General features: G+C 60.6%; 10 protein-coding genes. 4 read left to right on the top strand and 6 right to left on the bottom strand.

Annotated features, from left to right (window positions below; translation table 11 throughout):
* Positions 1 to 34 precede the first annotated feature (34 nt).
* The gene (gene aspS, locus LG281_RS01705) at positions 35 to 1,822 is read right to left on the bottom strand and encodes an aspartate--tRNA ligase (protein WP_404403743.1); all 1,788 of its coding nucleotides are present in this window, start codon (positions 1,820 to 1,822) and stop codon (positions 35 to 37) included.
* A 152-nt stretch (positions 1,823 to 1,974) separates the two neighbouring features.
* On the opposite strand from aspS, the gene rnd reads away from it, so the two are divergent.
* Positions 1,975 to 3,132: a ribonuclease D gene (gene rnd, locus LG281_RS01700; RefSeq protein WP_404403741.1), complete on the top strand. Its 1,158-nt coding sequence runs from the start codon at positions 1,975 to 1,977 to the stop codon at positions 3,130 to 3,132.
* A gap of 118 nt (positions 3,133 to 3,250) precedes the next feature.
* On the opposite strand, the gene LG281_RS01695 is transcribed toward rnd, so the two are convergent.
* The 4 genes from LG281_RS01695 to LG281_RS01680 are packed head-to-tail and all read right to left on the bottom strand — an operon-like array spanning position 3,251 to position 8,829.
* The gene (locus LG281_RS01695; protein WP_404403739.1) at positions 3,251 to 4,786 is read right to left on the bottom strand and encodes a Ppx/GppA family phosphatase; all 1,536 of its coding nucleotides are present in this window, start codon (positions 4,784 to 4,786) and stop codon (positions 3,251 to 3,253) included.
* Positions 4,783 to 6,957, bottom strand: a complete 2,175-nt coding sequence (locus LG281_RS01690) for an RNA degradosome polyphosphate kinase (protein ID WP_404406583.1) — start codon at positions 6,955 to 6,957, stop codon at positions 4,783 to 4,785. Before LG281_RS01690 ends, LG281_RS01695 begins: the two co-directional genes overlap by 4 nt.
* A gap of 20 nt (positions 6,958 to 6,977) precedes the next feature.
* Positions 6,978 to 7,733: a hypothetical protein gene (locus tag LG281_RS01685; protein WP_404403737.1), complete on the bottom strand. Its 756-nt coding sequence runs from the start codon at positions 7,731 to 7,733 to the stop codon at positions 6,978 to 6,980.
* Entirely contained in the window at positions 7,714 to 8,829 is a 1,116-nt protein-coding gene (locus LG281_RS01680; RefSeq protein ID WP_404403735.1) for an AI-2E family transporter, read from the bottom strand. The genes LG281_RS01685 and LG281_RS01680 overlap by 20 nt, the downstream gene beginning before the upstream one ends.
* A 134-nt stretch (positions 8,830 to 8,963) precedes the next feature.
* On the opposite strand from LG281_RS01680, the gene purM reads away from it, so the two are divergent.
* The 3 genes from purM (at position 8,964) to LG281_RS01665 (ending at position 11,885) form a co-directional block, all read left to right on the top strand.
* Positions 8,964 to 10,040 (top strand): phosphoribosylformylglycinamidine cyclo-ligase, encoded by a 1,077-nt coding sequence (purM, locus tag LG281_RS01675; RefSeq protein WP_404403733.1) that lies wholly within the window; start codon positions 8,964 to 8,966, stop codon positions 10,038 to 10,040.
* Positions 10,037 to 10,660: a phosphoribosylglycinamide formyltransferase gene (gene purN / locus LG281_RS01670; RefSeq protein WP_404403731.1), complete on the top strand. Its 624-nt coding sequence runs from the start codon at positions 10,037 to 10,039 to the stop codon at positions 10,658 to 10,660. The genes purM and purN overlap by 4 nt, the downstream gene beginning before the upstream one ends.
* A 325-nt stretch (positions 10,661 to 10,985) precedes the next feature.
* Entirely contained in the window at positions 10,986 to 11,885 is a 900-nt protein-coding gene (locus LG281_RS01665) for a DMT family transporter (protein WP_404403729.1), read from the top strand.
* Between the two features lie 256 nt (positions 11,886 to 12,141).
* Here the strand turns inward: LG281_RS01665 and gatB are convergent, their stop codons facing one another.
* Positions 12,142 to 13,626: an Asp-tRNA(Asn)/Glu-tRNA(Gln) amidotransferase subunit GatB gene (gene gatB, locus LG281_RS01660; RefSeq protein WP_404403727.1), complete on the bottom strand. Its 1,485-nt coding sequence runs from the start codon at positions 13,624 to 13,626 to the stop codon at positions 12,142 to 12,144.
* Positions 13,627 to 13,659: the final 33 nt, after the last annotated feature.

Below are 13,659 nucleotides of genomic sequence, written 5' to 3'. Positions count from 1 at the left end.
CCGCTCTTTAACGATGACCGCGAGGCGACCGTCTCTATGCTTCTTTTTTCGCGTCCGCCGGCAGGTTGACCCGCAGATGCAACTCGCGCAACTGTCGCGGCGACGCTGCGCTCGGCGCGCCCAACAACAGGTCTTCGCCCTGCTGGTTCATCGGGAACGCCGTCACCTCGCGCAGGTTGTGCTCGTGGCACAGCAGCATCACGATCCGGTCGACACCTGGTGCGATGCCGCCATGCGGCGGAGCGCCGTATTGAAGCGCGCGATACATGCCGCCGAACTGTTCCTTGAGGATGTTCTCGCCATACCCCGCGATACCGAACGCCTTGCGCATGATATCGGGCCGGTGGTTACGAATAGCGCCCGAAGACAGCTCATAGCCGTTGCAGACCACGTCGTACTGGAATGCCTTGATCGTGAGCGGATCCTCATTCTCAAGCGCCTCGAGTTCGCCCTGCGGCATCGAGAACGGATTGTGCGAGAAATCGACCCGCTTCTCCTCTTCGTTCCACTCAAACATCGGGAAGTCGACAATCCAGCAGAAAGCGAACTGTTCGATGTCGAGCAGATCCAGCTCCGTCCCAAGCCGCGATCGCGCGGCACCGGCAAAGGTAAAGAATTTCGCAGGAACACCGCAGACGAAAAACACCGCATCGCCGTCCTCAAGTCCAAGCTGATCCCGGATCGCGGCCGTCCGCTCCTCGCCGATATTCTTGGCGATCGGACCGGAACCCTGCCCTTCCTTGAAAAAGATATAGCCCAGCCCCGGTTGTCCCTCGCCCTGCGCCCAGGCGTTCATCCGGTCGCAGAATGCCCGCGAACCGCCGGTCGGCGCCGGGATCGCCCAAACTTCGACCTTGGGATCGTTGGCGATCTGGTTGGCGAAGACCTTGAACCCGGAATCGCGGAAGTGTTCGGTCACGTCCTGCATTTCGATAGGGTTGCGCAGGTCAGGCTTGTCCGAGCCGTATTTCCGGATGGCCTCGGCATAAGGAATGCGCGGGAACTCCTGGGTCACCCGCCAGCCATTGGCAAACTCTTCGAAAACCCCGCGCAGAACCGGCTCGACCGCCTGGAAAACATCTTCCTGCGTCACGAAGCTCATCTCGATATCGAGCTGGGTGAACTCTCCGGCCCTGTCGTGCCGGGCGTCCTCATCGCGGAAACACTGCGCGATCTGGAAGTACCTGTCGAACCCGGCCACCATCATCATCTGCTTGAACTGCTGCGGCGCCTGCGGCAGGGCATAGAACTTGCCCGGATGCAACCGCGAGGGCACGAGAAAGTCGCGCGCACCTTCTGGGCTCGACGCGGTCAGGATCGGCGTCTGGTATTCGGTGAAGCCCTGCTCCACCATGCGCCGGCGCAGCGACGAAATCACCTGCGAGCGCACCACGATATTGCGATGCAGCCGTTCGCGGCGCAGATCGAGAAAGCGGTATTTGAGCCGTGTCTCTTCGGGATATTCCTGATCGCCGAAAACCGGCATAGGCAATTCGCCCGACGCGCCGAGAATCTCGATCTCGCGGATGAACACTTCGACCGCCCCGGTCGGCAGGTTCGGGTTCACCGTATCGGGCGTTCGTGCCTTGACCTCACCGTCGACCCGGATCACCCATTCCGCACGCACGGACTCCGCGAGCGCGAAGGCAGGAGAATCGGGGTCCACAACGCACTGGGTAATCCCGTAATGATCGCGCAGATCGATGAACAACAATCCGCCGTGGTCTCGGATACGATGCACCCAGCCCGACAGGCGCGCATTGCTGCCTACATCGGCTTGTCTGAGTTGGGCGCAAGTATGCGAACGATAGCGATGCGTCATCGGAGTCTTTCCAGAACGGAGTGGGAAATTCGCGGGCGAAAAGCGCATGGCACGCCCAAAATGTCAAGCATACTGATCGCTGGCAACTAGGCGTGACGCGCCCAACCTGATAACACCGTTACAACACATTTTGAATTGGATTTAGTTTTGTAATGCAGGTCATCACATCGACGCGGGCGCTAGAGGCGTTCTGCAAGGATGCTGCCGGATACGATTTCGTCACCGTAGACACCGAATTCCTCCGCGAAACCACCTACTGGCCCAAGCTCTGCCTCATCCAGGCGGCGACACCGGATCGGGCGGTCATCATTGACCCGCTCGCTGACGGGATCGACCTTGCACCCTTCGCCGACCTGCTGGCCGATGCGCACATCACCAAGGTTTTCCATGCGGCTCGGCAGGACATTGAAATCTTCGTCAAGTTATTCGGCACGGTGCCGCACCCGATCTTTGATACGCAGATCGCCGCCAGCGTCTGTGGCCACGGCGACTCGATCTCCTACGACAATCTCGTGCGCGCCGTCGTCGGCACGCAGATCGACAAGAGCTCGCGTTTTACAGACTGGGGCGCCCGCCCGCTCACCGAAAAACAACTTACTTATGCGCTCGCCGATGTCACGCATTTGCGCGATATCTACGCTCAGTTGCGCAGCGAGATCAAAAAGACGCGCCGGGGAAGCTGGGTCGAAGACGAAATGGCCGTCCTCGAAAGCCTCTCGACCTATATCGTCGAACCCGCGGATGCTTGGAAGCGTCTCAAGCTTAAGGTCTCCAAACCCCGCGACCTCGCGGCGATGCAGGCCATTGCCGCCTGGCGTGAGCAGCGTGCGCAGAATAACGACCAGCCCCGCAGCCGAGTCCTCAAGGACGATGCGATCTACGAGCTCGCTCAACAGCGCCCGACATCACCCGAAGCCTTCGATAAGCTGCGCGCTGTACCGCGCGGATTCGGCAAGTCTTCGGCGGGAAGTGAGCTGATCGCCGTCATCAAGGAAGTCGAGGCACGCGATAAATCGCAGTTGCCGGTCGTCCCCCACCGCCCGCGCGGCCCCTCTCCCAAGGGCGCGATCGGCGACCTTTTGCGCGTGCTTTTGAAGGCGGTCGCCGACAAGAACGGCGTCGCCACGCGAATCATCGCCAATTCAGAAGACATTGACGCCATCGTGCTCGATGACGATGCCGACGTCCCCGCCCTCAAGGGCTGGCGCCGCAAGCTGTTTGGCGAAAAGGCGCTTGCGATCAAACATGGCCGCTTGGCACTGGCAGCTACCCGCAAGGGGGTCGTGGAAATTGAAATCGAACCCGAGTAAGCCTTCAAGTGCCTTGCCTCACCTTGAATGACGGGTTGAACCCGTCATTCAAGGTGAGGACAACAAGGCCACATCAAAGAAAAATCTAGTAGCCCGTCATTTTCAATGACGCTGGCTACTAGCCGACCTCGATCTCGCCAGTTTTAAACCCGGCCTCCTGGGCAAGTTGTTTGTGCCGGCCATAGAGCCGCTCGCCATCGAGGAAGGCCAGATCACCCGGCAGACGCAACACGAGCGTCTCGCCCCGCACCGCGAAGGACGTCTGCGGCAGGATGCCCGGCATCGCCGCCGTCAGTGGATATGCGACACGGAAGAAAGCGCCAAGCAGTCGCGCACGAGCATTGAGCGCCTCGCCCGCTAGTGCCAGAAGGCGCTCGGACGCGCTTTTCTGTTTGAAGCCCATATAGCGGTAGGCCAGCGTCTGCGCGAGAAAAGCCCGGCCGGGGTGACCGATGCCGATGATGTCGGAAAACGCCACCATATCGACACTCTGCTCGCCCCTGTAATCCGGATGGGCGCGCCATCCGATATCCGAGATATAGCAGGACGCGATACGCAGCCGTTCTTCGTCCCTGGTTTCCGCGATCCCGATCATATCGAAAAGAGCCTTACTGCCCTCGATCAGATCGGATGAAAAATCAGGCGCCCGCGACCGCAGCGCGGAAATCTCCGCTGTCGCCTGCAAGAGTGGATCGGCGGATTTCTCATTCGGGTCGAGCTGGTCGAAAAGATATCCCTCACGCACACCAAGAGCGGAGAAGACGACCTCCTCGAAATCCCCCGCCCGCAACACCTCAGCAAGCACGGCAGCGCCATACGGCAACAGTCCCTTGCGCGACCGCGAGACCGCGTCCATGCCCGAAAGCGGCTTCTTGTCGCCCTTAACCAGCAAGTCGCACAACTCAAGCATATCCTTGGCTGGCACTGTGTAATCCTGCACCATATGCAGCGGATATTTCGTTCGCGCCTGATGCAGTTTCGCAAGTGCGCGCCACGTGCCGCCAACAGCGCCGAAGGCCTTGTAGTGACCGGCCTTAAGTACCTTGGACCGCGCCAACCGCTCACGCGCGATTTCTACGGCCCGCGCCGGCGTCATACCACTGTCGTCCTGAAGGCGAATGGCGCCCAGCTCATGTGTCTCGCCTGCGCGATCTTCGCGCCCGGCGACAGCGGCCAGTTCGAGGCTGCCCCCGCCCAGATCGCCAATGACACCATCAAACCCCGGCATGCCGGAAACCAGACCAAGTGCGGCGTAGTGAGCCTCTTCGGCACCTGAGAGCACGCGAACAGGAACGCCGATCACCTCTTCGACGATGCGAACGAACTCCGGACCGTTCGCCGCTTCGCGCGTCGCAGACGTCGCGATCACATAAATATCGCCGACCTCGGTGAGTTTGCAGACCATGGCAAAACGCCGAACTGCCTTGAGTGCCCGCGCCATACTGGCCTGCGAGAGCTTGCCCGTGGCGGCAACGCCACGGCCCAGCCCGCTGGCCGACTTTTCGTTGTATAGGACGGTGAGCGCCCGCGCGGGACGCTCATAAACCACCAGACGAACCGAATTCGATCCAATATCGAGGACCGCAACAGGCTTGGCCCCCGAGATCCGGCCCTGAGCAGCAGGATCGGATTCAACGCTCCAGAAGCGGATCAACCTGCATCCTCTTCGTCGTCATCTTGGTCCCCGTGCAAAGCACTACCGCGCCCTGACAGCGACGGATTCGTCATAAAATAGTCGTGGGCGTTGAATACGTCCTCGCCCTCGGCCGGATGTATGCGCTGAGCGGTGCCATCGGGCAGCACCTCCCAGCTTTGCTGATTGTCTCGCAAATTGGCGACCATAATTCTATCGAGAATCTGCTTATGCACAGTCTTGTTCTTGATCGGCACGAGCGTTTCGACGCGCCAGTCAAGGTTACGTGGCATGAGATCGGCAGAAGAGATATAGACCGCAGCCTCCCGCGAAGGCATCTCGCGGCCATTGCCGAAGCAGAAGATGCGCGAGTGCTCGAGGAACCGTCCGACAATCGATTTGACCCGGATATTATCCGAAAAACCGGGGATGCCGGGCCGCAGGCAACAGATGCCGCGAATGACCAAATCGATCTTCACGCCCGCCTGGCTGGCATTGTAGAGCGCGTCGATGATCTCGGGATCAACCAGCGAATTGCACTTGAACCAGATCGTAGCCGGCTCGCCGCGGCTCGCCAATTCCGTCTCCGTCGCAATGTGCTCAAGCAGCCGCGTACGCAGTGAGATCGGCGAAATCGCGATCGCCTCAAGTTCGCTTGGGCGTGCATAGCCCGTGATGAAATTGAAAACCCGAGCGACATCGCGTGTAATGGCTGGATCGGCGGTGAAGTAACTCAAGTCGGTATAAATCTTGGCCGTGACGGGATGGTAGTTGCCCGTGCCTACATGGCAATAGGACACCAGCCGCCCCTGCTCGCGCCGGACCACCTGAGATAGCTTGGCGTGGGTTTTGAGTTCGATGAACCCGAAAACGACCTGCACGCCCGCGCGTTCGAGGTCGCGCGCCCAGCGGATGTTGGCCTCCTCGTCGAACCGTGCCTTGAGCTCGACCAGCGCGGTCACCGATTTCCCCGATTCCGCCGCCGCGATCAGCGCCTTGACGACCGGAGAGTCCTTGCTCGTCCGATAAAGCGTCTGTTTGACCGCGACAACATCCGGATCCCGCGCCGCCTGCGCGATGAACTGCGCGACCACGTCGAAGCTCTCATAGGGATGGTGAACCACAATATCCTTTTCCCGGATCGCAGCGAAGCAATCGCCGTGATGGTCCCGGATGCGTTCGGGAAAGCGGGCGTGATAGCGTGGGAACTTGAGTTCGGGCCGGTCGAGATCACAAATCTTGCCCGCGTCCGCGAGTCCCAGGAAGCCGTCGACCTCGAACGTATCCTCGGCCGTGATGTGCAATTCTTCGGCAATCAACCGTTTCAAGGAACGCGGCATGGACCGGTCGATCTCAAGCCGGATCACCTGCCCGCGCCGGCGCTGACGCAGCGCCGATTCGAACTCCACCACCAGATCGGCAGCTTCGTCATCGATCTCGATTTCGCTGTCACGCACGACACGGAACCCGCCCGACCCGACAACTGTGTAGCCGGGGAAAATCTTGTGAAAGAAGACCTTGACCATGGTCTCGACGGTGACCATCTCGACGCGCCGGTCGGAAATCGCATCGGTCGGCAGCTTGATGAAGCGGTCGAGATTGGCCGGAATGCGCACAAGCGCGTTGAGCCGCGAGTTGTCGGAAACGCGGTCGAGCTGGAAGGCGAGCGAAAAGCCCAGATTGGGGATGAACGGGAACGGGTGCGCCGGATCGATGGCAATCGGCGTGAGGACCGGAAAGATTTCCTCGCGGAAAATCGTCTGCAGGAAATCCACCTGCTCGGAGGTCAGATCCTCCTCCTCGTGGAGGACGATATTGTGCTCGCCCAACTCTTCCCGGATCGATTGCCACTGATCCTGTTGTTCAAGATGCAAATGCTGGGCAAGCGTCGCGATCTCCTCGAGTTGTTCGGTTGGCGTCATGCCATCAGCACTCTCGCGCGGCAGCCCCGCCCGCAACTGGCCCTTGAGCCCCGCGACGCGAACCATGAAGAACTCATCGAGATTGTTCGCCGAAATCGAGACGAAACGCAGCCGCTCAAGCAGCGGATGGCTCTCGTTCTGCGCCTCCTCGAGGACACGCATATTGAATTGTAGCCAGGACACCTCGCGGTTGACGAACCGCGCCGGGCTCTCACGCAACGCGGAGATATCGGGTGTGGTGTCCTCGACCAGATGTTCGTTCTGCACCATATCAGCCATTGTATCGGCCCTCAGCCTTCCGTGTCGGATTTGTCTCGACGAGCAGCGGCGCGCAGAGCCAGCGCCTCGGCGGCAATCGCCCGCGTAACCGCACGGCCGCGCGAGAGCGCAAGCCTGTCTGCGATCGAAACCAGGGCAACAACCTCTTCACTTGAGCGTTCCATGCGCGCTGCAAGATAGGAAATCACCTTCGGATCGACCGACAACTGCCTGTCGGCAAACAGTTTCACCATCATCTGCGACAACAAGATGTCATCGGGCGCTGTCAGGGGGAACCAGGCCGCGAGCCGCGCGCGGGACTTGACGTCATTGGTGACGTAAGGCCATTCGGCAATCGGTATGCGCGCCGTCATCAGCAGAGGCCTTTCGTCCCGCATCGATTGGTTGAGCAAATGAAAAAGTCCCACCTCGTCATAGCCAGCCCGGTCGGCATCCTCAACGAGCACTGGCCGCGTTCCACCCACTGCGGCAAGGCTCTCGACGGTATCCGGAGCCGCAATGACGGCATCGCTCTGCGCGACCCAGATCCGCGCAAGGTGCGATTTGCCCGATTTCGCCGCGCCCTCGACTAGCGCAAGCGGCGCCGACCAATTGGGAAAGGCACAGATATGCTCGAAGGCAAGATGATTGCCCTCGCACACCATGAAATCGTCCGCCGTCTGCGCGGCAACGTGCCCCAGATTGAGCACGAGCTGCGTCTTGCCCTCGGGCCAGACGCCGGGGTCGCTATCCTCGGCAACCATCGGTTTAACCGCTTTTGCCTGCATCGTCCTTCTCCACGACCTGCCCGGACGGCAAAACCTTGTAATCCGGGTCGTAAAGCGGGCTAGCCTTGTATTTGGTCACCGCCCAGCGCATCAGCACCCCGGAAATCGCCGCGAGGGGCACAGCCACGATAACACCGACCGCACCGAACAGCACGGCAAAGGCGAAAAGCGCAAACATCAGCCAGACCGGATGCACCCCGATGCTCGATCCGACGAGCTTGGGATAAAGGATGTTGCCCTCCAGGAACTGGCCGAACAGATAGATCGCGAGAATGACCGAAATCGAAATCCAGTCCGGCCAGAACTGCACGAGCGCGACCCCGATCGACAAGACGAATCCGATAAGCGCCCCGACATAGGGAATGAAGCTGAAAAGTCCGGCAATTATGCCAATGGCAAGCCCAAAACTCAGCCCTGCAAGCGATAGCGCCGCCCCGTAATAAATCGCGAGAACCAGAACCACTGCCCCCTGCCCGCGAACGAAGCCCGCCAGCGCCACGTCCATATCGGCGAACAATGCGCGAATCTCTGTCTTGTGCTTGGGCGGAAACAGATTGTCGACGCTCTCGACCATCTTGTGCCAGTCCACGAGCACATAGAATGCCACGACCGGGGTGACGATCATGATGCCGAGTGTATTGACGATGCTGGCGCCCGACTGGACGATCTGCCCGGTGATGTTGGTAAGCATGCCGATGCTGTCGGAAAACATCTGCTCGAGCCCGCTCTCGAGCTCGGCCATGCGGTCGGCGCCGATCCATTGTTCGAGCCGGGGTGCCTGTGTTTCAATAAACCCCTGCAACTGCACGACATAGTTCGGCAGATTCTGCAGCAACCCGAATACCTGCTGCAAGATCAGCGGCACAATGAGCAGCACTGCAGCAACCACCAGAAACAGGACGATAAGCATAACGAGAAGCGTCCCGATGCTCCGCCTAACGTGATGCTTTTCCAACCACTCCACAATCGGGTTGAGCAGGTAAGCGAGCGCGATCCCGATCACAAAAGGCAAAAGAATGCCCCGGAATACCCACAGCAGCACACCGGTGACCGCCATGAGTGCGATCCAGGCTTTGATCTGATTCTGCAGTGTCATGCGGGGACTGTCCTTGCGCGATGCGCGGCGAGCCGCTATCAGCCTTCGATTATAGCCCCCATACGAGGCGATCAACGTCAATCTGTTGCCCTGGGCAAAAGCTGTGGGCAGCACAGTGGAAATGGTCCTACCCCATGTCCGACACCCCTTTCGTGCCATCAAACGGTCTCTCCTACAAGCAGGCGGGGGTCGATATCGACGCCGGCAACGCACTTGTCGAGGCGATCAAGCCGGCGGTCAAATCCACTCGCAGGCCAGGCGCGGACGGTGAGATCGGCGGGTTCGGCGGACTGTTCGATTTAAAAGCCGCTGGCTTTACCGATCCCGTTCTCGTGGCGGCTAACGATGGGGTGGGCACCAAGCTGCGCATCGCTATCGCCGCTGGGGTACATAACACCGTTGGCATCGACCTTGTCGCAATGTGCGTCAACGATATCGTCGTCCAGGGCGCCGAACCGCTCTTCTTCCTCGACTATTTCGCCACCGGCGCGCTCAATGTCGAACACGGTACCGCCATCGTCGAAGGCGTCGCGGAAGGCTGCCGACAGGCGGGGTGCGCCCTCCTCGGCGGAGAGACCGCCGAAATGCCGGGCATGTACGCGGGCGACGACTACGATCTCGCAGGGTTCGCCGTCGGCGCCGCTGAGCGTAACACGCTCCTGCCGCGCGCCGATATCGCAGCGGGCGACAAGCTCGTCGCCATTGCGTCGTCGGGCCTGCATTCGAACGGTTTCTCACTCGTGCGCAAGATCGTCGAAATGTCCGGCCTCGCCTGGTCCGACGCCGCGCCCTTCGCGCCGGAACAGAGCCTTGGCGAAGCCCTGCTCACGCCTACAAAAATCTATGTCAAACCTATCCTTGCGGCGCTCAAGGCCGGCCTCAGCATCAAGGCGCTGGCGCACATCACCGGTGGCGGCTTTCAGGAAAATATTCCCCGCGTCCTGCCCGAGCATCTCGCCGCGCGCGTGGAGCTCAGCGCCGTGACGACGCCTGCGGTGTTCGGCTGGCTCGCCAAATCCGGCGGTATCGCCGAGCGCGAAATGTTGCGCACCTTCAACTGCGGCGTCGGCATGCTCGTCGCTGTGGGCGCCAAAGACGCCGACACGCTGGTCAACCTGCTGGGCGGTGAAGGCGAAACCGCAGCCGTGATCGGCGACCTCGTTGAGCGCACCGGCGACGCGGTCGAATTCTCGGGCACACTCGACCTATGAGCGAGAAAAAGCGCGTCGCAATCCTGATTTCGGGGCGCGGTTCGAACATGACCGCATTGATCCAGGCCGCGAAGAACCCAGACTATCCAGCGAAAATTGTTGGCGTTTTCTCCAACCGCGCTGCCGCGCCAGGCCTGGAATACGCACGTACCGAAGGTATTCCCACGGCAACGCTCGCGCAAAGCAAGTTCGAAACACGCCTCGACTTCGAAAGCGCACTCACAGGCATCCTCGAAGATTGGCACGCCGATTTCATCTGCCTTGCGGGTTTCATGCGCATCCTCACCCCCGAGTTCACAACCCATTGGCAGGGCAAGGCGATCAACATCCACCCCTCGCTCCTGCCCAAATACCGTGGGCTAGACACCCACGCCCGCGCCATTGCCTCCGGCGAGACTGAACATGGCTGCTCGGTCCATTTCGTCACGCCGGGGCTCGATGAAGGCCCGGTCATCGCGCAGGCTCGCGTCCCGGTCGCACCGGGCGATACGCCCGATACCCTTGCGGCCCGTGTGTTGATCGAAGAGCACAAGCTTTATCCCGAAGCCCTCCGCATGCTTGCGTCCGGCGAAGTCGCGCTCGACGTGGACCAGAATGTGGTCCGTTCGCTCCCGGCGTAAAAACCGGGTCGCTAGCCCGCATTTCTCACACTCCTTGCGCCCTGCGCCGCTTCAAAATGGCGAGAGGGCAGGAAGGAAGCGCAGTGCGATGCGGGACATCGTGCAAGCTTTCTGACGCACCCTGTCGCCATTTTCAAGCGGCCCTTCGGGTCGGATTTTGGCGAGTCGCATACGGGTGCGGCGCGAGAAAATCCGACGCAGGGCGCAATGAGTGTGAGAAATGCGGACTACCATCAGCAAGATTGATATCTGTCATCGCCAATTGTGCTTCGACTTCATCGAACGCTGCGGATAGCGTTCGCTTTTTACCGGCAGGGATATTCCGATGGCGATTCGCGACTGGCTCTGGATCATCGCCCTGGGCGCCATCTGGGGCTGCTCCTTCATTTTCAACGCCGTGCTGATCCGGGAACTCGGCCCATTGTGGGTCTCGGGCTTCCGCGTCGGTATCGCTGCCATCGGCTGCTGGGGCATTCAGTTCGTGCTGCGCAAGCCTTTGCCACGGGACGGTAAGCTGTGGGTACAGCTCGGTCTCCTCGGCGCGCTCACTTACGCCCTCCCCTTTGCCCTGTTCCCCCTCGCGCAGGAACACCTTGCCAGCGGCGTTGCCGCGATCATCAACGCCCTGACACCCGTCACCACGGTTATCGTTTCGCATTTCTGGATCGGCGGCGAAAAGGCGACCCGCTGGAAGAGCCTTGGTGTCGTCTTCGGCTTCACCGGCGCGGCGATCCTTGCCTCGCCAGCCCTGGCCGCCGGAGGCCATTCCAGCCTCTGGGCCATGGGCGTGTGCTTCATCCCGACGCTTTGCTACGCGGTTGCCCTCAACATCACCCGCAGCTTTAAGCACGTCGAACCGACAACCTTCGCAACCCTCGCCTTCACCGGCGCAAGCCTCGCGGCCATCCCAGTCGCACTGATCGGCGAAGGCGTCCCCACGCCGACGCTTGCGGAAACATGGTTCTCCGCGCTCGCCATCGGCCTCGTCTCGACGGCCTTCACCTTCCAGATCATGTACCGCATCCTGCCCCGCGTCGGTGCCACCAACTTCGCCACGACCACACTCGTTGCCCCAATCTCCGCGATCATCCTCGGCGTGAGCCTTTTGGGCGAAGTGATTCTGCCCACACACATTCTGGGCATGCTGGTAATCTTCACCGGCCTATTGCTGATCGATGGCCGCCTGCCCCAATGGCTCGGCCTCAAGCGCGCCCGCGCGCTATGAGCGCTCCGGCCAGGTTTCCGGTTGTGGCGGCGTAGGCGTCGGTTCGGGCGGAATTTCCGGATAGGGCTCGCTGGGCTGTCCTGGCTCCGGCTGCGGCTGCGGATCGTGCGGGTTGGGAACCGGGCTATCCGGACGCGGCGGCACGGGGTCGGGCCCGGGCTGCGGTGGAACCGGATTGGGTTCTGGCGCTGGCCTGTTCATCGCAAACCTCCATTCGGTGATTGCACGATGAACGGCCCGGCACCTGATCCCGTTCCTAATCCAGCCCGAGTTTTGCCTTCAAGATTTCGTTCACAGCCTGGGGGTTCGCCTTGCCGCCAGTCTGTTTCATGACCTGCCCAACGAACCAGCCCAGAAGACCCGGCTTGTCCTTGACCTTCTCGACCTGGCCAGGGTTCCCCGAAATGATCTCGTCAACGATCTTCTCGATAGCGCCGGTATCCGAGACCTGCTTCATGCCACGCTCTTCGACGATTTTCGCCGGGTCGCCACCTTCGGACCAGACAATCTCGAAAAGGTCCTTGGCGATTTTGCCCGAAATCTCGCCGTTGGAGATGAGATCGACGATCCCGCCAAGCTGTTCCGCACTGACGGGGCTGTCGGTCACAGCCGTGCCGTCCTTGTTAAGCCGGCCGAAGAGTTCGTTGATAACCCAGTTCGCAGCCAGCTTGCCGTCCCGCCCCTTGGCCACAGCTTCGAAGAAATCCGCGGAATCACGGTCGGCGACGAGCACGCTCGCATCATAATGCGAAATACCGAAGCTCTCGATAAACCGCGCCCTCTTTTCGTCGGGTAACTCCGGCAGATGAGCCGCCAGATCCTGGATAAACGTATCATCGAATTCGAGCGGCAAGAGGTCCGGATCGGGGAAGTAGCGATAATCGTGCGCCTCTTCCTTGGAGCGCATCGACCGGGTCTGCCCGCTCTTGGGGTCGAACAGCCGGGTTTCCTGATCGATGATGCCGCCGTCTTCAAGAATATCAATCTGCCGCCGCGCCTCGTATTCGATCGCCTGCCCGGCAAACCGCACCGAGTTGACGTTCTTGATCTCGCACCGCGTGCCGAACTCACCCCCCGGACGCCGCACCGACACGTTGATATCTGCGCGCATGGAGCCCTGCTCCATATTCCCGTCGCAGGTTCCCAGATACCGCAGGATCGTCCGCAGCTTGGAAAGATAGGCTTTCGCCTCATCGGAAGACCGGAGATCGGGCTTGGAGACGATCTCCATCAGCGCCACGCCGGACCGGTTGAGATCGACGAAGCTCATATTGGGATGCTGGTCGTGAATCGACTTGCCGGCATCCTGCTCCAGATGCAATCGCTCGATCCCGATCTCGACTTCGCCATCCTCGCCAAGGTCGAGCAATACCTTGCCCTCCCCGACGATCGGGTCCTTGTACTGCGAGATCTGATAGCCCTGCGGCAAATCCGGATAGAAATAGTTCTTCCGGTCGAAAACCGAACGTTTGTTGATCTGGGCCTTCAACCCAAGGCCTGTCCTCACAGCCTGACGGACGCACTCATCGTTGATGACCGGCAGCATGCCTGGCATCGCCGCGTCGACAAAGCTGACGTTCGAGTTAGGCGGCCGGCCAAATTCAGTCGAGGAGCCGGAAAACAACTTCGCTTCGGAGGTGACTTGAGCGTGCACCTCCATCCCGATGACCATCTCCCAATCGCCGGTTGCTCCGGCAATGAAATATTTCGGGTTGGGCGTGCGGGTATCGACAATGCTCATGCGGAACTTGGCCTATTGAGATTGAAACAAGCG

The sequence above is a fragment of the Pelagibacterium halotolerans genome (assembly GCF_044811015.1).
Classification (GTDB): Bacteria; Pseudomonadota; Alphaproteobacteria; order Rhizobiales; family Devosiaceae; genus Pelagibacterium; species Pelagibacterium halotolerans_A.
The sequence above is the reverse complement of the archived record's forward strand: the minus strand, read 5'-3'. Positions and strand labels throughout refer to the sequence as shown.

Bases quoted from the DNA above. Each gene is read 5' to 3' on its own strand.
- purN (WP_404403731.1), top strand. From the start codon at position 10,037: ATGAGCGAGAAAAAGCGCGTCGCAATCCTGATTTCGGGGCGCGGTTCG.
- rnd (WP_404403741.1), top strand. From the start codon at position 1,975: ATGCAGGTCATCACATCGACGCGGGCGCTAGAGGCGTTCTGCAAGGAT.
- LG281_RS01685 (WP_404403737.1), bottom strand. From the start codon at position 7,733: ATGCAGGCAAAAGCGGTTAAACCGATGGTTGCCGAGGATAGCGACCCC.
- aspS (WP_404403743.1), bottom strand. From the start codon at position 1,822: ATGACGCATCGCTATCGTTCGCATACTTGCGCCCAACTCAGACAAGCC.
- LG281_RS01690 (WP_404406583.1), bottom strand. From the start codon at position 6,957: ATGGTGCAGAACGAACATCTGGTCGAGGACACCACACCCGATATCTCC.
- purM (WP_404403733.1), top strand. From the start codon at position 8,964: ATGTCCGACACCCCTTTCGTGCCATCAAACGGTCTCTCCTACAAGCAG.
- LG281_RS01680 (WP_404403735.1), bottom strand. From the start codon at position 8,829: ATGACACTGCAGAATCAGATCAAAGCCTGGATCGCACTCATGGCGGTC.
- LG281_RS01665 (WP_404403729.1), top strand. From the start codon at position 10,986: ATGGCGATTCGCGACTGGCTCTGGATCATCGCCCTGGGCGCCATCTGG.
- gatB (WP_404403727.1), bottom strand. From the start codon at position 13,626: ATGAGCATTGTCGATACCCGCACGCCCAACCCGAAATATTTCATTGCC.